Origin of the sequence: Winogradskyella sp. ECml5-4 (assembly GCF_036903175.1) — a bacterium.
Classification (GTDB): Bacteria; Bacteroidota; Bacteroidia; order Flavobacteriales; family Flavobacteriaceae; genus Winogradskyella; species Winogradskyella damuponensis.
This window is the reverse complement of sequence record NZ_JAYJLF010000005.1, coordinates 107633-123910: the sequence shown is the minus strand read 5'-3', so window position 1 is coordinate 123910 and position 16278 is coordinate 107633. Positions and strand designations below refer to the sequence as shown.

The following is a 16278-nucleotide window of genomic DNA, read 5'->3' as shown; positions in this document are numbered from 1 at the left end:
AAATATATCTCAAACGGTTTTTTTTATGATTGTAATAGTACGTTATTGCTTAACTATTTTTTTAATGATACTATTGCCTTCTTCGTTAGTAAAACGAATAATGTAAGGCTGTGCAGATAAATCTGAAATATCAATAGTGTTGTCACCAGAAACGATGTTAACTTGTTTAATGTTTTTTCCTAATAAGTCATAAAAATCAGCAGTTAAATTTTCATTAGAGTTTACATTAAGTTCATTCTTCGTATTTGTAGGATAAACATCTAGAGTCGCTAATGAAGATTCGTTAATACTTAAACTTGGGTCAAAATTGTATGTTACGTTTAAAGGTGTTCCAATTGCTGTACCACTAGCATTAAATGCTTGAAATCTAAGCGACCAACTCATAGGCGTTGTTGTTGTAGGTGCATTTTGATTCCAAAAATTATTACCAGCACTATTGGTTGCTCCAGGGGCAATCATAGCTGCTGTATTTGGGTAACCACTATTTAAGGTCACATTATTTAAGCATACACCAGCAAAGCATAACTGAAACAATGAGCCATCGGTTCCTACAAGATTGTCAACAAAAATTCTCATATATATGTTTTCGGTAGAAGTATTTGTGACTTTAAATTTCCAGTTACAAGGGTCAGAATAACCACAGCCTGCTTCAGAAAAACTGATAGTTTGTCCATCAGTGACAATACTGTCGTCACTTTTGTCTCTAACTTCAAATTGTGCGTTTGCAGAGAATGCGGCTAAAACTAAGCCTAAAAAAAGTAATGTTTTTTTCATAATATTTTGATTTTTAGTATTGAAAATATCTTTTCAAAGATAGGTTTTTTTGTATGTAATAAAAAAGGGAAGTCTTTTTTGAAGAACTTCCCTTAATGTTATAGTAGCATACTGTATTATTTACTTACTACAAATTTTGTACTGTACGAAGCCTTTCCATCATTAATATTCATGATGTAATGTCCAGCGTTTAACTGAGATACTGGTAACTCTATGTTTTGAGTTCCAAATAAACCTTCGTAGTTATTGTTGATAACGGTTCTTCCTAACATATCAGTTACAGTAATGTTGTAATTGCCATTTCCATTTTGGAAAGCAATATTAAGTGTATCTGTTGCAGGATTAGGATATAATTTAATTGAATCTATTCCTGATACTTTTTCAATACTTAATGCTTGCGCTACAGTGCTTTGTTTTGCGCTTACAATAGTACCGTCGGTTCCATCAATTAATACTACAACAATATTCATATTGTTAACGTCACTTGTGGCAGGAACAGTATAGTTAAAATCATAGGATACATTTTCACCAGCATTAATAACTGCAGGTACAGAGTTTTCTTGTCCATTAAATCCTCCTAATAATGCTCTACCAACATGGTTGTAAACCATTTGAGTATCAGGAACAGGATCTGCTAAATTTTCATAGCCACCCATTGGTCCTTCTGATCCTCCAGAGTAGTAATTTACTTGGTTGTATCCCCAACCAGTACCACCTGTACCTGTAACACCATCTTCGGTAATGATAACACCTAATCTATAATTAGCAGCACTAAAAGAAGTATAAAATACAGCTTGAGCAGAAATGGTTAAAGTATTCCCAGATTGAATAGCGCTAGATGATAAATCTACAGGAACAATTTCATTAATCTGAATATCATAACCTTCTTGTAAAGAAGCTTGTCCTGGATCTACACCTACTAATTTTCTATCAAGACCAGAGTTAGGCCATCCAGAACCAATAGTGTTAACTAAGTTAGTGTCATATTCTGCTACCGTCATTGGATCTGCATTATGAACAGCTATTGCAACAACTGTATTTGGATAAGTTGTAGCCATATAATCTAATCCTACAGTACCTCTAGGACACCATCCACACCAAGTACCAGTAGATTCCTCTATAAGTACAGTCTTTGTACCAGATTGAGTCATGGTATTAAATTTAGTGTTTTTTGAATTGACTAAAGGACTAGGGTTGGTAGAATTATTAATTTCTGTTATTGTAACATTAATATCTTTTTCTTCAGCAGTAGGATAGTTAACCATTATTGGGTGGTTTAATGTTGCTGTAGCATTTGCTGCAATGTTTGTATTGATAGTAGAGATATGATCTGTAGTGCCATCATTCCAGTTAATTTCTAAAGAAGTAATAGGATTTGTACCTATATTTTTAACATTAACTGATAATTGATTGTCAACAGAAACTAAAGAGTATCTGTTTAAACTTAGAGATTGTAAGAGCACGTCCGTTGGAGTAGGAATGGTTCTAACAGAAACGTCATCAATATTTAATCGGAATTGGTCAGTAGTATTGTGATGTCTAAAAGCTACATATATAGTTTGACCAGCAAAAGAAGATACATCTAAATCTCTCTCAACATACGCTCCTGTAGCTCCAATAATCTCGTTGAAAGTCGTTGTAGATGCGCCTAACGTTGCAATATCTGAAGCTGTTGCTACATAAACTGTGTAATTTTCGTTAGCCCAAGCTTGATCTTGTCCATAAGCTTTCCATTGTAATAAAACAGAACCACTTGCTCCTGTTAAATCAATAGCTTTTGAAACCATCCAGTTATCAGGAAATAATGCTTCTCCTAATGGCGGTGTAGGAATCCAAGATGCTGATGTGGCGTGTTCTTCTTGTACTCCGTCATCTAAATCAGCTGAATACCAACCATTGTTGTCTCCATCAGCGTCGGTTAATGTCCAGTTGTCCATATTTCCTGATGAAAAATCATCATAGAAGTAAGTTTGTGCTGTAGTGAATTGCAAGAAAGCAAAACTAAGCAAAGTTAAGAGCGTAATTTTTTTAATCATGTTTTTAAGTATTAGTTAATATTTGAGAATAAAAGAGCTTGAAGATACTTAAATAGCTAATTTTTGCAAAAAATTAACATAAAAAAAACGGTATTTATAAATAAATACCGTCTAAGTACTATTATCTCGGATAAAATTAAAAAGCAACGGTTAAGTTAGCGCTAAGTCCTGTGTTTGAAGGTACAAATCTACATACACCACCAATACATATTAGACCACCACGTTGTCTTCCATAGTTAATGCCTAATCTAGTATTGCCTTTACTGTAACTTCCTCCAACACTATAATAATGTATTTTGTCTACTCCACCGTAATTATAGTTGTCTGCTACATAAAGTGCTAAACGTGTAGAAAAATTATATTCAACAACTCCGGCTGCCCAGTTTTTACGATCGTCTTCGCTCCATAGGTGTTGTACTACAAAACGTGCTGCTTTTCCGTTGTCAAATCGTCTTGTAGCTTCAATAACACCAATATTTGCAAGGATAGATTTTTTTCCAAGTGGACCTCCTTCAACAATAGCTTTGTCTACTATTACATTTTGATAGGTTAAAACAGAACTCCAGTTTTTAGACCATTTCTTTTTAATTTCAAGATTAAAATCTCTGAACAATTGGTGACCTTTGCCAATAAATTTGGCTTTGTACCATCGGTTTTCAATATTATATTCAGCATCTAATCCTCCCCAATAAGAGAAGTTCATCGCTAGCTTTGTTCCGTATTTTCCGCCTAAAGATGTGCCTTTTTTAAAAGAGTAAAATAAATCGAATTGTGTGCCAACTTCTCCAGAGCGTTGGTCAAAAGACTCAATAATTAGTCTTGGCTGCGGATTGTAAACGTATAGATTTGTTAATAAATAATCTTGCTGTTTGGTAAGTCCAGGTACATAGTTTACAACTTGTTGGTTGTAAATATTACCTTCGGCAAAGCGGTCTGAATAAAAGCTAAAGTTTTCTAAACGTCTAAACGTAGCATTTATTCCTAATCCTTTTTTTGCATAGCCTGCGTTAACTTGTAAAGCTGTTCCATCATAAAGTTTGTTGGATGAAATCTGTTCTTCATTTACAATAACATCTGGATCTTTTACAATGGCTTCAACACCAGCATAAAAGTTGTCGATAATAAAATCTAAACGTCCACCATAAGCTCCAACTGTAGTGGGAAGTGCTTCGTTTCCATTAGTATCTTGATACCTGCCAACATAACTAGCACCTAGTTGTATATCTACAGATTCTATATTTAAAGCTCCGCTTAGACTTAAATCGGCATCTATACCTTGAATAGTACCTGCAGATTCTTCAAAACCATAACGTTGTTTTCCAAAAACAGCTTTAAGGCTTAAGTCTTTAGTTGCATTAAATTTTATGTTCAATCCTTTTATAGCATTATTTAGTCCTAATTGTCTGTCTTCCCATGAACGCAATATTAATCCACTACCAAATTGCTCGTAAAAATAGCCTGCGGTAACATCTAAATTTTCGTCTTTATAATTAAAATAATAAGTTGCTATATCGTTTTGATTATCATAGATAGGGCTATAACCAAGTAATCCTGATGGTAAGTATGATTCGTATTGAGCACCAGCAGTAAATTTACCAAGATTGTAATTCATTAAAACGTAATTGTTAGCTCTAAATTGGTCTTCTGGTGCTACAAAATTTAAGCCTTTATCTGTTTGAAGCCATTGTGAATTAGATTCTAATCCACCGTAAAATGAACCATTTTCTTGAGCATTTATAAGGTAGAGATTTGACAATAGTGTAACTAGAATAACTATTTTTTTCATTATAATATGGTTGTTAGCGGTAAGTTAGTCTTGGGTTTTATTATTTAGAAAATTCTTTAATTTTTTCGTACAGTTCTAGTTCTGCACCAGGACTGTAGCCAGAATGTTTATAAACAATCTTATTGTCTTTAACTAAAATTGTAAGCGGAATACTTGAAGCATTTAGTGCACGCTTTAAATCATTATTCGTATCTAGTAAAACGGTGTAATCCCAACCTTTACCATTTACCATTGATTTTACACGCTTTACAGTTCTACTATCATCTACTGATACAGCTAGAAGTTCTACATTGGTTTCTTCTTGCCATTCGTCGTAGATATCATTAATGGCATCCAATTCTTTTAAGCAAGGTACACACCAGGTTGCCCAAAGGGAAATAATGGTAATGCCATCTTTATTAGTGGCATCTTTTAACACTATGGTTTTACCGTCAATAGAGGTTAAGTCTACACTAGGAAGGTCGTTTTGAGCCATAGCGTTTAGACTAAATAGACTTAAGCAAAAAATAAAAATTAGTTTTTTCATGTATTTATAATTTGTCGTTTTTAACTAGTACATGCTGTTTGTTATAATATATTCCAGAAGGAGGTAATACATTTAACAAGCTTGTATAGTAATAATTTTGAAATTGTGTTTCACAATATTAGTTAAATTATTTTCAAATGTAGTGATGTACTAAAAATTAATTATTTTAGCAAAAAACAATATAATTGCTATGATTTCAAAAAAAATGCCAAAGTTCTTTTTATTACTAATTGTTTTAGTAAGTGTCGCATGTAGTAAAACGGAAGATAATGTACCTTTAAACACTCCAACCACTCAAATTGTTGTAGATAAGTTGGTGCGTAAAGCGTCATTAATTAATCAAGAGATTCCTTTTACAATTACAAGTGATTCTGAAGCGGGAGAAATTACCGACTTGGTGTTTTATGTAAATGGGGAGCCTATTGAAGGGACGTCATTCTCTTCTGATACTATAGGAGATTTTGAAGTGTATGCTGTTTATATGCAGGATGGAGTAGAAGTTACTACTAATACAGAAACATTTAGTGTTATCATACCCAAAAGAAAAGTTGTTGTAGAAGATTACACTGGTACATGGTGTGGCTTTTGTCCGAGAGTTGCGGGTGCAATTTATTCATTAAGTGAAGAAACAAATGATATTACGGTTGTTGCTATACATGAAACAAATAACAATTTTCCTGAACCAATGCATTTTGGACAAATACAACTGTTAAAAGATGCTTTTGGTGTCGATGGTTTACCTGCAGCGAGATTAAATAGAACTGAAGATTGGGCAACACCACACCCAAATAGTGCTGTTACTAGTATGGCTGGTTTAGATACTAATTTAGCAATAGCAATAAACTCTGAGGTTGAAGAAGGCGAGTTACAAGTTCAAGTCAATGTGGTTTATGAGGAAGGCTCAGTTCAAGGAGATAAATTAGTAGTTTATTTGCTAGAAGATGGTATTATAAGTGATCAATTTAATTATTATAATGATGATGCTACAAGTCCTTTTTATAATATGGGAGATATAATCCCAGATTTTGAACATAACGAGGTCTTAAGAAACTCTTTATCCAGTCTTTTGGGAGATGCAATTCCTGTAACAGCTGAATTAACTGAGCATATTTGGTCAAATACAATTACACTTCCTTCAAATTATGTTGTGGAAAATTTGAGTATTGTTGCTATGGTTGTTGGTGCTGATAACACGGCTAAAAATTCACAGCATGCACATGTTGGAGAAGATAAGTCTTATGAATAATTTCTTTTGCTGAATTTCTATAAGAAAAAACCTGAACACTAATTTTAGCGTTCAGGTTTTTTTTTATTTTTATTTATACCTAGTATTTAGGGTACTATTTATTTATTATAAATTTTGTAGTAAATATTGAATTGTTTTCGCCAATTATATTGAGAATATAAAATCCAGAAGCTATATCTAAAGGTATTATTGTGCTGTTATCTAATTTTAAATTGGAGTTGTATACAGTCTTTCCTGTTAAATCTGTTATACTAATATTTGCATTAGTACTGCTGTTGGACTTTAATATTAATTCATTTTTTACTGGATTTTTCTCTAATTGAAAAGCAAACAATTCATGGTTAGAAATGTGTAATGGCGGATTTAATATTTCTTCTAAAGCAAAATTTACATTTTCTTGTGTTAGCAAAACATGAGGTTCGCTTTCTTCAGGTAAATATATGTTTGCAAATGGCGACGTTGTTAAGTCTATTGTGGCATGCCAATCAATTTCGTTATTAGGAAATTCTAAAGCCAATGCACTAACTGAAGGAACAAAATTAAACTTATCAATATTAAGTGCGTTTATAAAGTCGCCTCCAATTCCTCCATCAGATCCTAAGGTTCCTGTTATTCCGCCTAAATCAAATAAGCCTCCTGGTGCAGCATCAATACCATCCGAATATGAAAACGCTTCGCTTTCTGCAATAGAATCATCAATTTCAATACTAAATAATTGGATGGAAATACTACTTGCCGTATTTGTAATTCCCGCAGCAGGAGTGAAGTTTATAGCTATAATAATATCTGCTGTAAATGTGCCAATAGGCATAGCTATACTTGTGTTTATTACGGAGTAATCATTTGTAACAGTTGGCCCAGAATTCCCTATTGCAAAGTAAGGGGTATTATTGCCACTACCATTAATTATAGAAACATTACGAACATCTTCAGGAAATCCAGAAGGAGTTAATGCATTAATTGAAGTTTCAAATATGTCTCTAAACGGGTGAGCCGTTGGTAATTTTAATGCAGGATCAAAGGTTACTAAATCTGTTCCTAATAAATGGGCATCTAAGTGGTCTGTTAGTAATTGTTTGGCTGCAGCCGATTTTAATAAGCCGTTAATTAGCGGTTGTACTTCTGTAGCCGCATTAGTGTTGTTAAAGGCTAAAAAGTTTAATTGGTGCTGTAAGCCAATTGGTACATTTGCTCCATGGTGAGGAGAATCAAAAGAAATGTAAAGTCTTGTATCTGCATTTAGTGAATTTGCCTCCATGTAGTTTAAGGCATAACGTGAAATTATACCTCCCATACTTGGTCCAATAATGACATTTTGATCAGGATTGTTGGCTGCTTTGTCGGTATTAATCATATCTATTAATTCAACCAAAACCATGGCATTACGTTCCATAAAATCAGCTCCTCCATCAATAATTTCGTTATCAGCAGTTCTTGTGTAAGTTGGGAAATTTAGAACTATGACATCAAAACCTTCAGCTCTAACTAAATCTGCTAAATTTTGGGTTCCGGATGTTCCAATAAAGTCTAATGAATTATATAAATCAGTAATGCCTCTTGTGTCTCCTGGGTCAAAACCATCAACAAGAAAAATGGGTTTGTCTAAAATATTATCTGCACTTAAGAATATTTCATATTCACCTTCGCCAGGATAGTTTGTGGTTTCTCCATAAGCAGATAAATTTGGAGTTATACTAGATGTAATTGTGTTTTGTGCTGTTAGAAAAAAAGGTAAAAAGAGCAAGATAAAAAGGTGATTTTTTTTCATGGCTTTAGAGTTATTGTTCCTCAATGTTTAAAAGCTAATCTTACATTTAGTGTTTTTGTGCTCATAAAGTTTTGAGGGTGCTTATGGTATGTTCTAATTAATTGTGTTTGTACAAGATACAAAGTTTAGCTAGGATTCAAGGTTTTTTTTTAAATCAACTTTCTATAAGACATAAAAAAATCCCTAAAAGCAAAAGCGCTTTTAAGGATTTAGTATTTAAAAGATTGTAAAGCCTTAGCCTAAGAAAGGATATTTGTAATCTACAGGAGTTACAAAAGTTTCTTTTATTAATCTTGGAGACACCCAACGCATTAAGTTTTGTGCGCTACCAGCTTTATCGTTTGTTCCAGATGCTCTTGCGCCACCAAATGGTTGTTGACCAACAACTGCTCCAGTTGGCTTGTCATTAATATAGAAGTTACCAGCTGCATTTTGTAAGGCTTTTGTAGCTTCTTCTATAGCATAACGACAGGTTGCTAAAATAGCCCCAGTTAAGGCGTATTCGCTAGTTTCATCAACTAATTTTAAGGTTTCAGTAAATTGATCTTCTTCATATACGTAAATGGTTATTATTGGGCCAAATAACTCAGTACACATCGTGTCGTATTTTGGGTTAGTGGTAACAATAACCGTAGGTTCTATAAAATAACCTTTAGATTTGTCATATCCTCCACCTACTATTATTTCTGCATCACTAGCAGATTTTGCTTCGTCAATGTATCTTGCTAATTTATCAAAAGAACCTTCGTTAATTACAGCAGTTACAAAATTACTCATGTCTTCAGGAGAACCTTGTTTAAAAGATTTAACGTCTTCTATTACAAACTTCTTAACATCGTCCCATAAATTATTAGGAATGTATGCTCTAGATGCTGCACTACATTTTTGACCTTGAAATTCAAAAGCACCACGAGAAATTGCAGTAGCTACTTGCTTTGCAACAGCAGTTTTGTGAGCTACAATAAAATCTTTACCACCAGTTTCTCCAACAATTCTTGGGTACGTTTTATAGTTTGCAATATTGTTACCGATTTGTTTCCAAAGGTTTTGAAATACTGGAGTAGAGCCTGTGTAATGTAAACCAGAGAAATCTGGACTAGCCATAACGGTATCTGTAATCATTCCTGGATTACCAAAAACGACATTGATAACACCAGCAGGAACACCAGCTTCCTTAAAGACGTCCATAATTACTTTTGCAGAATATATTTGGTTGTTACTTGGTTTCCAAACGACAACATTGCCCATTAAAGCCATACATGCTGGTAAATTACCTGCAATAGCTGTAAAGTTAAATGGAGTTACAGCATAGGTGAAACCTTCAAGAGGTCTGTATTCTACTCTGTTCCAAGCATCGCTTGTGCTTTCTGGTTGTTCCATATAAATGTCAGTCATAAACTGAACATTAAAACGTAAGAAGTCAATCAGCTCACATGCAGCATCAATTTCTGCTTGATGAATGGTTTTAGATTGTGCAATCATAGTTGCAGCATTAATTTTAGCTCTATAAGGACCAGCGATTAATTCTGCCGCTTTTAAGAAAATACCAGCACGTTGTTCCCATGGTAATTGAGACCATGATTTACGTGCTTCTAAGGCTGTTGAAATAGCTTCTTCAACATGTTGTTTTTCTGCTAAATGATATTCGCCTACGATATGTTGATGATCGTGTGGAGGAGACATTGTTCTGGTATTCCCAGTTTTAACGTCTTTTCCATTTATGTACATAGGAACTTCAACCTTTGAGTTATACATAGATTTGTAAGCTTCAGCAACAGCTTTGCGTTCTGCTGAACCAGGTGCGTAAGCCATAACAGGTTCGTTAACTGCTACAGGTACATTAAAGAATCCTTTTCCCATAATATATTTTGTTTTTTAGTTTGAATTTTGAAAGTGCAAAGGTACAATTTTTATAAGAAATTATTTCGTTGAAACGTTATAGTTGTGTGAAGCTTAGAATTATACTTTCAAAGGGTTAGCTTAAAAAAACATCAATATTGTCTTGTGTAAAAACGTAGCGCAAATTGTATTGCGCAATGTAAGACGTGCTGAGTCTTAGATAGCTATAGTTAATAAGCTTTAATCTGAAGCTAAATTAAGGCACTATAAATGTTTAGTAGTGCTTTTGTTTTAAGAGAGGAGTCTAGTTAAGGGCAAATGGAGCACTTAATTTAAAAGAAGGAATATAAACTTTAAACTTATTTGCTTTTGTAAAATTGACCATATTATAATGACCTTGCATGGCACCAAAGGGTGAGGTTAAAAGGCATCCAGAGTTATATGTGTGGGATTCACCTGGTTTTAGAACGGGTTTTTTTCCAATGACTCCTTCTCCTTCTATAATCTCTTCATTATTTAAAGCATCTAAGATTGACCAATGTCTAGAGTTTAATTGAACAGAATCTTTGCTTTGATTTTCAATAGTTACTTTATAGCCAAATGCAAAGTGCACTTTATAGTTTTTATAAAAAGTGCCTTCAAAATTGGTTTCTACAGAAATTTTAATCCCGCTTGTAACTTGTTGTACCATGTGTATTTAATAATTATTCTATGCTAAAATAACATAATTTTTGAATGAAGCATTATAATTCGGTTGAGTGGTTGTAATTTTTAACAGTTCTATAATATTAACTTGATTCAAATTAGGAAACATCAAATATGACTTAGTATTTTTTGTTTTATGCTATTTTTAATTTGTAATATCTACTGAGCTAGCTTCGCCAAAGCCTATTAGTCTATCGTAACGGGCTCCAAGATCTTTATAGTAAACAAGGACTTTATAATTGTTTTCGGTTTCCCAAAAATTTCCACTAATAGCACCTTCGTCTAATTCGCCAGTTTCTTTATCTACAGCTACATATTTGTAATTATAAAAACCTTGTTTTAGCAATAATGTAGCTTCGTAGCGTTTGCTTTCAGAATTGTATAGCATTTGAGTTAATGGTTCTATGGTGAAATAATTGAAATTCCCATAAATATGTATGTTTTTATCTTTTAATTCTTCGTGTAATAATGAAAAATGAATCATAACATAATCTGCTTCAACATCAGGGTTATCTCTATCTATAACTGTGACTTGAAAGTTTCCATTAATATCAGGATTGTAGGTGTATGGTCTGTTTTTTCTAGAGATATTAGTATATAAATAGTTGTGATAAATATCTTCTAAGTCTATATATTGAATGCCAACGTTTGCAGCTCTAACATCTTTATTTTCAAAAAATAAATATTCATTTCCACCAAAGAATGCAGATTCGGTGTCGTAGCGATAAATAAGTTCGTTACCTAGTGTGTATTGTGGCTTTAAATCTGAAATGGCTGTATTAAGGTTGTTATTCTGAATGACTAATGTTTTAACGGTTTCTAAAGGGTTATTTAAATTTAGACCATTAGTGGTGATAACCATGTCTACAGATTGTTTTTCGGCAATAACTTTTACGTCTCTAGAACGTTTGACTTTTACGCCAACATTGGCTATACTTTCATAAACCATAAATTTTCTGCTGAACATTAATTCATCGTAATCATCATAGATTGAAATCATATAATTACCACTTTTTAATAACGCACGTGTCTGTGAGTTTGGTATTGCTAAGTTGTAATGAGAGTATATCTGATAGGTGTTAAATGAGTTTTCGTAACTTAAAATCCTTTGGTTGTCTAATCCTCTTAGATATTCTGACTTTACTAATCCAGAAGGAGTCCAGTCAAAATTAAAATGCTCTATAACGTAGTAAAAGTCTTCTTCGTCTCCGGTTAAAGCATCAAATTCTAGTAATAGAGATTCACCGAGTTTTAAAACGGGCAATTGGCCTTGTGTGGTGTTACTTTTAAAAGTAATGGTCTTTATAAAATCAGGTGGATTGAGTTCTTTAGCTACTTGAGAGAGTAGGATTGTAGGAAATAGTATAAGTACAAAAAGGTTAAGAATGTGTTTTTTCATTTTATTTGAAATCTGAGCGTATAAAGATAATCAAAATCTATACCTTAAATCGTATATGTTATTTATAATGATTACAAATAAAAAAGTTGCTTCAAATTGCTCCATAATTAAGCATTAATTCGTAAATTTGCACGGATTTTTAGATAACTAATCTTTAAGAGATATGTCAAAAGACATCAAAATAAAAAAAGGCTTGGACATAAAGCTTATCGGTGAAGCCGAGAAAGCAACAGAAAATGCTATTATTAGTAATTTCTACTCCATTAGACCTGAAGACTTCCATAGTATTATTCCAAAATTAATAGCAAAAGAAGGCACACGTGTAAAAGCTGGTGAGACTTTGTTTTATAATAAGGATGAAGAAGCTATGAAATTCGTTTCACCTGTGTCTGGTGAGATTACAGAGGTGCAACGTGGACCAAGACGTCGTATAGACGCTATTAAAATTACAGCAGACAAAGAGCAAACTTATGTTGATCATGGTAAATTTGATCTAGCTTCTGATGCTGAAAAAACTAAAGCTCATTTGTTAGCTTCAGGTTGCTGGGCTTTTATAAAACAACGTCCTTATGATGTTGTTGCAAAAGCAGATAGCACACCAAAAGCTATTTTTATTTCTGGCTATGCAAGTGCACCTTTGGCAGCAGATTTAGATTATACTTTAACAGGGAAAGAGGCTGAATTACAAGCTGCTGTTACTGCATTATCTAAGCTAACAGAGGGGAGTGTTCATATTTCAGTAGGTAAAAATTCAAATTCACCTTTAGCAAATTTACAAAACGTTGTAGTTCATAAAGTTTCTGGGCCGCATCCATCAGGTAATGTAGGTACTTTAATTAATAAGGTAGATCCTATTAATAAAGGAGAAACGGTTTGGACAGTTAATGCGCAAGACTTAGTAATAATAGGAGAACTATTATTAACAGGTAAGTTTAATGCAGAGCGTATTGTTGCTTTAGCAGGTTCTTCAGTTAAAAAACCAAGATATTTTAGAACTAAAATAGGTTCTGAAATTGCGACTATGGTTTATGATAATGGTGTTGAAAGAGATAGTAACGACCGTATAATTTCTGGAAATGTATTAACTGGTAAACAAGTAATGCCAGATGGTAATTTAGATTATTATAGTAATGTAATTACTGTGATACCAGAAGGGAATGATTACGAGTTATTTGGATGGAATAAGCCCGTTTTTAATAAAATTTCTACATCAAGAGCGTTAACTTTTTCGTGGTTAAACCCTAAGAAAAAATACGATTTAAATACCAATACAAACGGTGAGCATAGAGCATTTGTTGTAACAGGATCATACGAAGAAGTATTTCCTTTAGACATTTACCCAATGCAGATTTTAAAGGCTTGTATGTATCAAGATTTAGATGAAATGGAAGCTTTAGGAATGTACGAAGTTGCCCCTGAAGATTTTGCCTTAACAGAATTTGTGTGTGTGTCAAAACAACCACACCAAAAAATTATAAGAGAAGGATTAGACTTAATGCTAAAAGAGATAGGATAATGGGTTTAAAACAAAATTTACATAATTTTAGAGAGAAGAATAAAGATAAAAAATGGTTGCCAGCATTTTCGGCAATACATACATTCTTATTCTTGCCTAATGAGACCACTCATAACGGAACTCATATTAAAGCAGCCGATGATTTAAAAAGAACAATGAACACTGTTATTATGGCAATGGTTCCTTGTTTAATATTTGGTATGTTTAATGCTGGATACCAGCATTACTTAGCTTTTGGAGAAATTCAACAAGCAACAGGTGGTTTTTTAAGTTCAGAGTTTTGGACTTTAGATAACTTCTTAGTTGGTTTTTGGAAAGTAATTCCATTAGTAATTGTTTCTTACGTAGTAGGTTTAGCAATAGAGATTTTATTCGCTATTAAAAATAATCACGAAGTTGAAGAAGGGTATTTGGTTACGGGTATGTTAGTCCCATTAATTGTACCAATTGATACTCCTCTTTGGATGTTAGCTGTAGCAGTTGCCTTTGGTGTTGTTATAGGTAAAGAAGTTTTTGGTGGAACAGGAATGAATATTCTGAATCCTGCATTAACCATTCGTGCATTCTTATTCTTCGCATATCCAACATGGATGTCAGGAGATAAAGTATGGGTACACGGAGCTGTAGAACAAGATCAATTAATTGCAGCTGGACAAAACGTAGATGCTATTTCTGGTGAAACAATCTTAGGTAGTTTAGCACAAGGAAAATCTGTCGCTTATGATGTCATGGACATGTTTTACGGATTAATACCTGGTTCAGTAGGTGAAACATCGACACTATTAATATTATTAGGTGCATTATTCTTAATCTTTACTAAAATTGGAAGTTGGAGAATTATGTTATCATCTGTAATAGGTGCATTAGTAATGGGTTTAATCTTCAACGGAGTTGTAAGCTCAGGTTGGATTACAGAGTCTAGTAAATTCTACGGCTTAATGAGTACAGAATTTTGGCATCACTTACTTATTGGTGGTTTTGCTTTTGGTACTGTATTTATGGCAACCGATCCTGTTACGGCATCACAAACAACAAAAGGAAAATGGATATATGGTTTCTTAGTAGGATTTATTTCTATTATGATACGTGTATTCAACCCAGCATATCCAGAAGGTGTTATGTTAGCAATTCTATTAATGAATGTGTTTGCACCAACAATTGACCATTATGTGGTTCAAGGAAATGTAAAGAAAAGAATGAAACGTTTAAAAGCTAAAGTTGCATAACGATGGAAAATAGAACAGATAAAAATTCATATACTATAATTTTTGCCATAGCAATGGTATTAGTGGTAGGTTCTTTATTAGCATTTACAGCAGCTTCTTTAAAACCTACAATCGCAGAAAATGAACGTATGGAAAAGCAGCAGAATATTCTGTATGCTATGGGAGTTAATGATAATGATGAAGGTAGTGCTAATTTTATTTCAACAGATAAAGTTGCTGGTGAGTTTTCAAAATACATTAAAAAACAATTAGTAATTGAAAATGGAATTGCATCAGAAAATGACCAAGCGTATTTAATTGATGTAAAAAAGGAACAAACCAAAGCAAAATCTGGTGAGGCAAGAAGATTACCTTTATTCATAGGCGAAAAAGATGGTAAAACATTTTATATCGCACCAATAAGAGGTAAAGGACTTTGGGATGCTATTTGGGCTTATGTCGCAATGGATGAAAACATGGTTGTTCAAGGAGCTTATTTTGATCATAAAGGTGAAACACCTGGTTTAGGAGCAAATATTAAGCAACGTTTCTTTATGGATGACTTTATTGGAGAACATTTATTAGATGCTTCAGGTAATTTTAAAGGAATTACAGTCGCGAAAGGTAATGCCGATCCTAAAAATTTAGATAAAACAGATAACGAGGTTGATGCTATTGCAGGTGCTACAATTACTGGTGATGGTGTTACAGCAATGATCAAAAAAGATTTGAAGCTTTACTGGCCTTATTTTAAAACTTTAAAAAAATAATTTATGGGACTTTTATCAAAAAAAGACGCCAATTTAATATTAGATCCATTAGCAGATAATAACCCAATTACAATCCAAGTACTTGGTATCTGTTCTGCTTTAGCAATTACAGCCGAGCTTAAAGCTTCTATTGTAATGGCCGTTTCTGTATTATTTGTTTTAGGAATAGGAAACGTAGTCATTTCTTTAATGAGAAATATTATTCCTTCAAAAATTAGAATTATTGTACAACTTGTTGTTGTTGCAGCTTTAGTAATTATAGTGGATCAAGTTTTAAAGGCTTATGCTTATGAACTAAGTAAAACACTTTCAGTTTTTGTTGGATTAATTATTACAAACTGTATTATCATGGGACGTTTTGAAGCGTTTGCTTTAGGAAATGGTCCATGGAGGTCATTTTTAGACGGTATAGGTAATGCTGCAGGTTATGGTTTAATACTTATAATCGTAGGATTCTTTAGAGAACTTTTAGGGTCTGGAACCTTATTAGGATTTAAAGTTTTAGGTGATCCAATCGAAAAAACAGGATTGTATGCAATTGGTTATGAAAATAACGGTTTTATGTTATTATCTCCAATGGCATTAATAGTTGTAGGAATTATTATTTGGATACAACGTAGTAGAAACAAAGCATTAATAGAAGACTAAAAATAGTCTGCAGTAAATGTCTAGACTAAGGATTTAAAACTGCAAACTGAAGACTTAAAA

At 33.2% G+C, this 16278-nt stretch carries 13 protein-coding genes; 5 read left to right on the top strand and 8 right to left on the bottom strand.

Annotated elements, in window-relative coordinates:
- Nucleotides 1–42: 42 nt before the first annotated feature.
- From VDP25_RS05400 to VDP25_RS05385, 4 genes are all read right to left on the bottom strand, one after another.
- On the bottom strand, nt 43–774 hold the full coding sequence (locus VDP25_RS05400; RefSeq protein WP_334467593.1) for a T9SS type A sorting domain-containing protein: 732 nt from the start codon (nt 772–774) through the stop codon (nt 43–45).
- Between the two features lie 116 nt (nt 775–890).
- Nucleotides 891–2810, bottom strand: a complete 1920-nt coding sequence (locus VDP25_RS05395; protein ID WP_334467591.1) for a T9SS-dependent choice-of-anchor J family protein — start codon at nt 2808–2810, stop codon at nt 891–893.
- 136 nt (nt 2811–2946) lie between these two features.
- Nucleotides 2947–4596 (bottom strand): DUF6029 family protein, encoded by a 1650-nt coding sequence (locus VDP25_RS05390; RefSeq protein WP_334467589.1) that lies wholly within the window; start codon nt 4594–4596, stop codon nt 2947–2949.
- A gap of 40 nt (nt 4597–4636) precedes the next feature.
- Complete coding sequence (locus tag VDP25_RS05385) at nt 4637–5122, bottom strand: TlpA family protein disulfide reductase (RefSeq protein ID WP_215928602.1); 486 nt, start codon at nt 5120–5122, stop codon at nt 4637–4639.
- A 190-nt stretch (nt 5123–5312) separates the two neighbouring features.
- Here VDP25_RS05385 and VDP25_RS05380 point away from each other — a divergent pair, with 190 nt between their 5' ends.
- Entirely contained in the window at nt 5313–6368 is a 1056-nt protein-coding gene (locus tag VDP25_RS05380) for an Omp28-related outer membrane protein (RefSeq protein WP_334467586.1), read from the top strand.
- A 94-nt stretch (nt 6369–6462) separates the two neighbouring features.
- Here VDP25_RS05380 and VDP25_RS05375 read toward each other — a convergent pair whose 3' ends face one another.
- From VDP25_RS05375 to VDP25_RS05360, 4 genes are all read right to left on the bottom strand, one after another.
- A complete protein-coding gene (locus VDP25_RS05375) occupies nt 6463–8136 on the bottom strand; it encodes a T9SS type A sorting domain-containing protein (RefSeq protein ID WP_334467585.1) in 1674 nt (557 codons plus the stop codon).
- Between the two features lie 234 nt (nt 8137–8370).
- Nucleotides 8371–9996, bottom strand: a complete 1626-nt coding sequence (gene pruA / locus VDP25_RS05370) for an L-glutamate gamma-semialdehyde dehydrogenase (protein WP_334467583.1) — start codon at nt 9994–9996, stop codon at nt 8371–8373.
- 283 nt (nt 9997–10279) lie between these two features.
- Complete coding sequence (apaG, locus tag VDP25_RS05365; protein WP_215928609.1) at nt 10280–10666, bottom strand: Co2+/Mg2+ efflux protein ApaG; 387 nt, start codon at nt 10664–10666, stop codon at nt 10280–10282.
- A gap of 159 nt (nt 10667–10825) precedes the next feature.
- The gene (locus VDP25_RS05360) at nt 10826–12079 is read right to left on the bottom strand and encodes a type IX secretion system plug protein (protein WP_334467580.1); all 1254 of its coding nucleotides are present in this window, start codon (nt 12077–12079) and stop codon (nt 10826–10828) included.
- Between the two features lie 163 nt (nt 12080–12242).
- On the opposite strand from VDP25_RS05360, the gene VDP25_RS05355 reads away from it, so the two are divergent.
- From VDP25_RS05355 to VDP25_RS05340, 4 genes are read left to right on the top strand one after another with little or no spacing between them, the layout of a single operon-like run.
- Nucleotides 12243–13595: a Na(+)-translocating NADH-quinone reductase subunit A gene (locus VDP25_RS05355; protein WP_334467578.1), complete on the top strand. Its 1353-nt coding sequence runs from the start codon at nt 12243–12245 to the stop codon at nt 13593–13595.
- Nucleotides 13595–14821: an NADH:ubiquinone reductase (Na(+)-transporting) subunit B gene (locus VDP25_RS05350; RefSeq protein WP_215928621.1), complete on the top strand. Its 1227-nt coding sequence runs from the start codon at nt 13595–13597 to the stop codon at nt 14819–14821. Before VDP25_RS05355 ends, VDP25_RS05350 begins: the two co-directional genes overlap by 1 nt.
- A 2-nt stretch (nt 14822–14823) precedes the next feature.
- Nucleotides 14824–15570: a Na(+)-translocating NADH-quinone reductase subunit C gene (locus VDP25_RS05345; RefSeq protein ID WP_334467576.1), complete on the top strand. Its 747-nt coding sequence runs from the start codon at nt 14824–14826 to the stop codon at nt 15568–15570.
- 3 nt (nt 15571–15573) lie between these two features.
- On the top strand, nt 15574–16218 hold the full coding sequence (locus VDP25_RS05340; RefSeq protein ID WP_157362827.1) for an NADH:ubiquinone reductase (Na(+)-transporting) subunit D: 645 nt from the start codon (nt 15574–15576) through the stop codon (nt 16216–16218).
- The last annotated feature ends 60 nt before the right edge of the window (nt 16219–16278 follow it).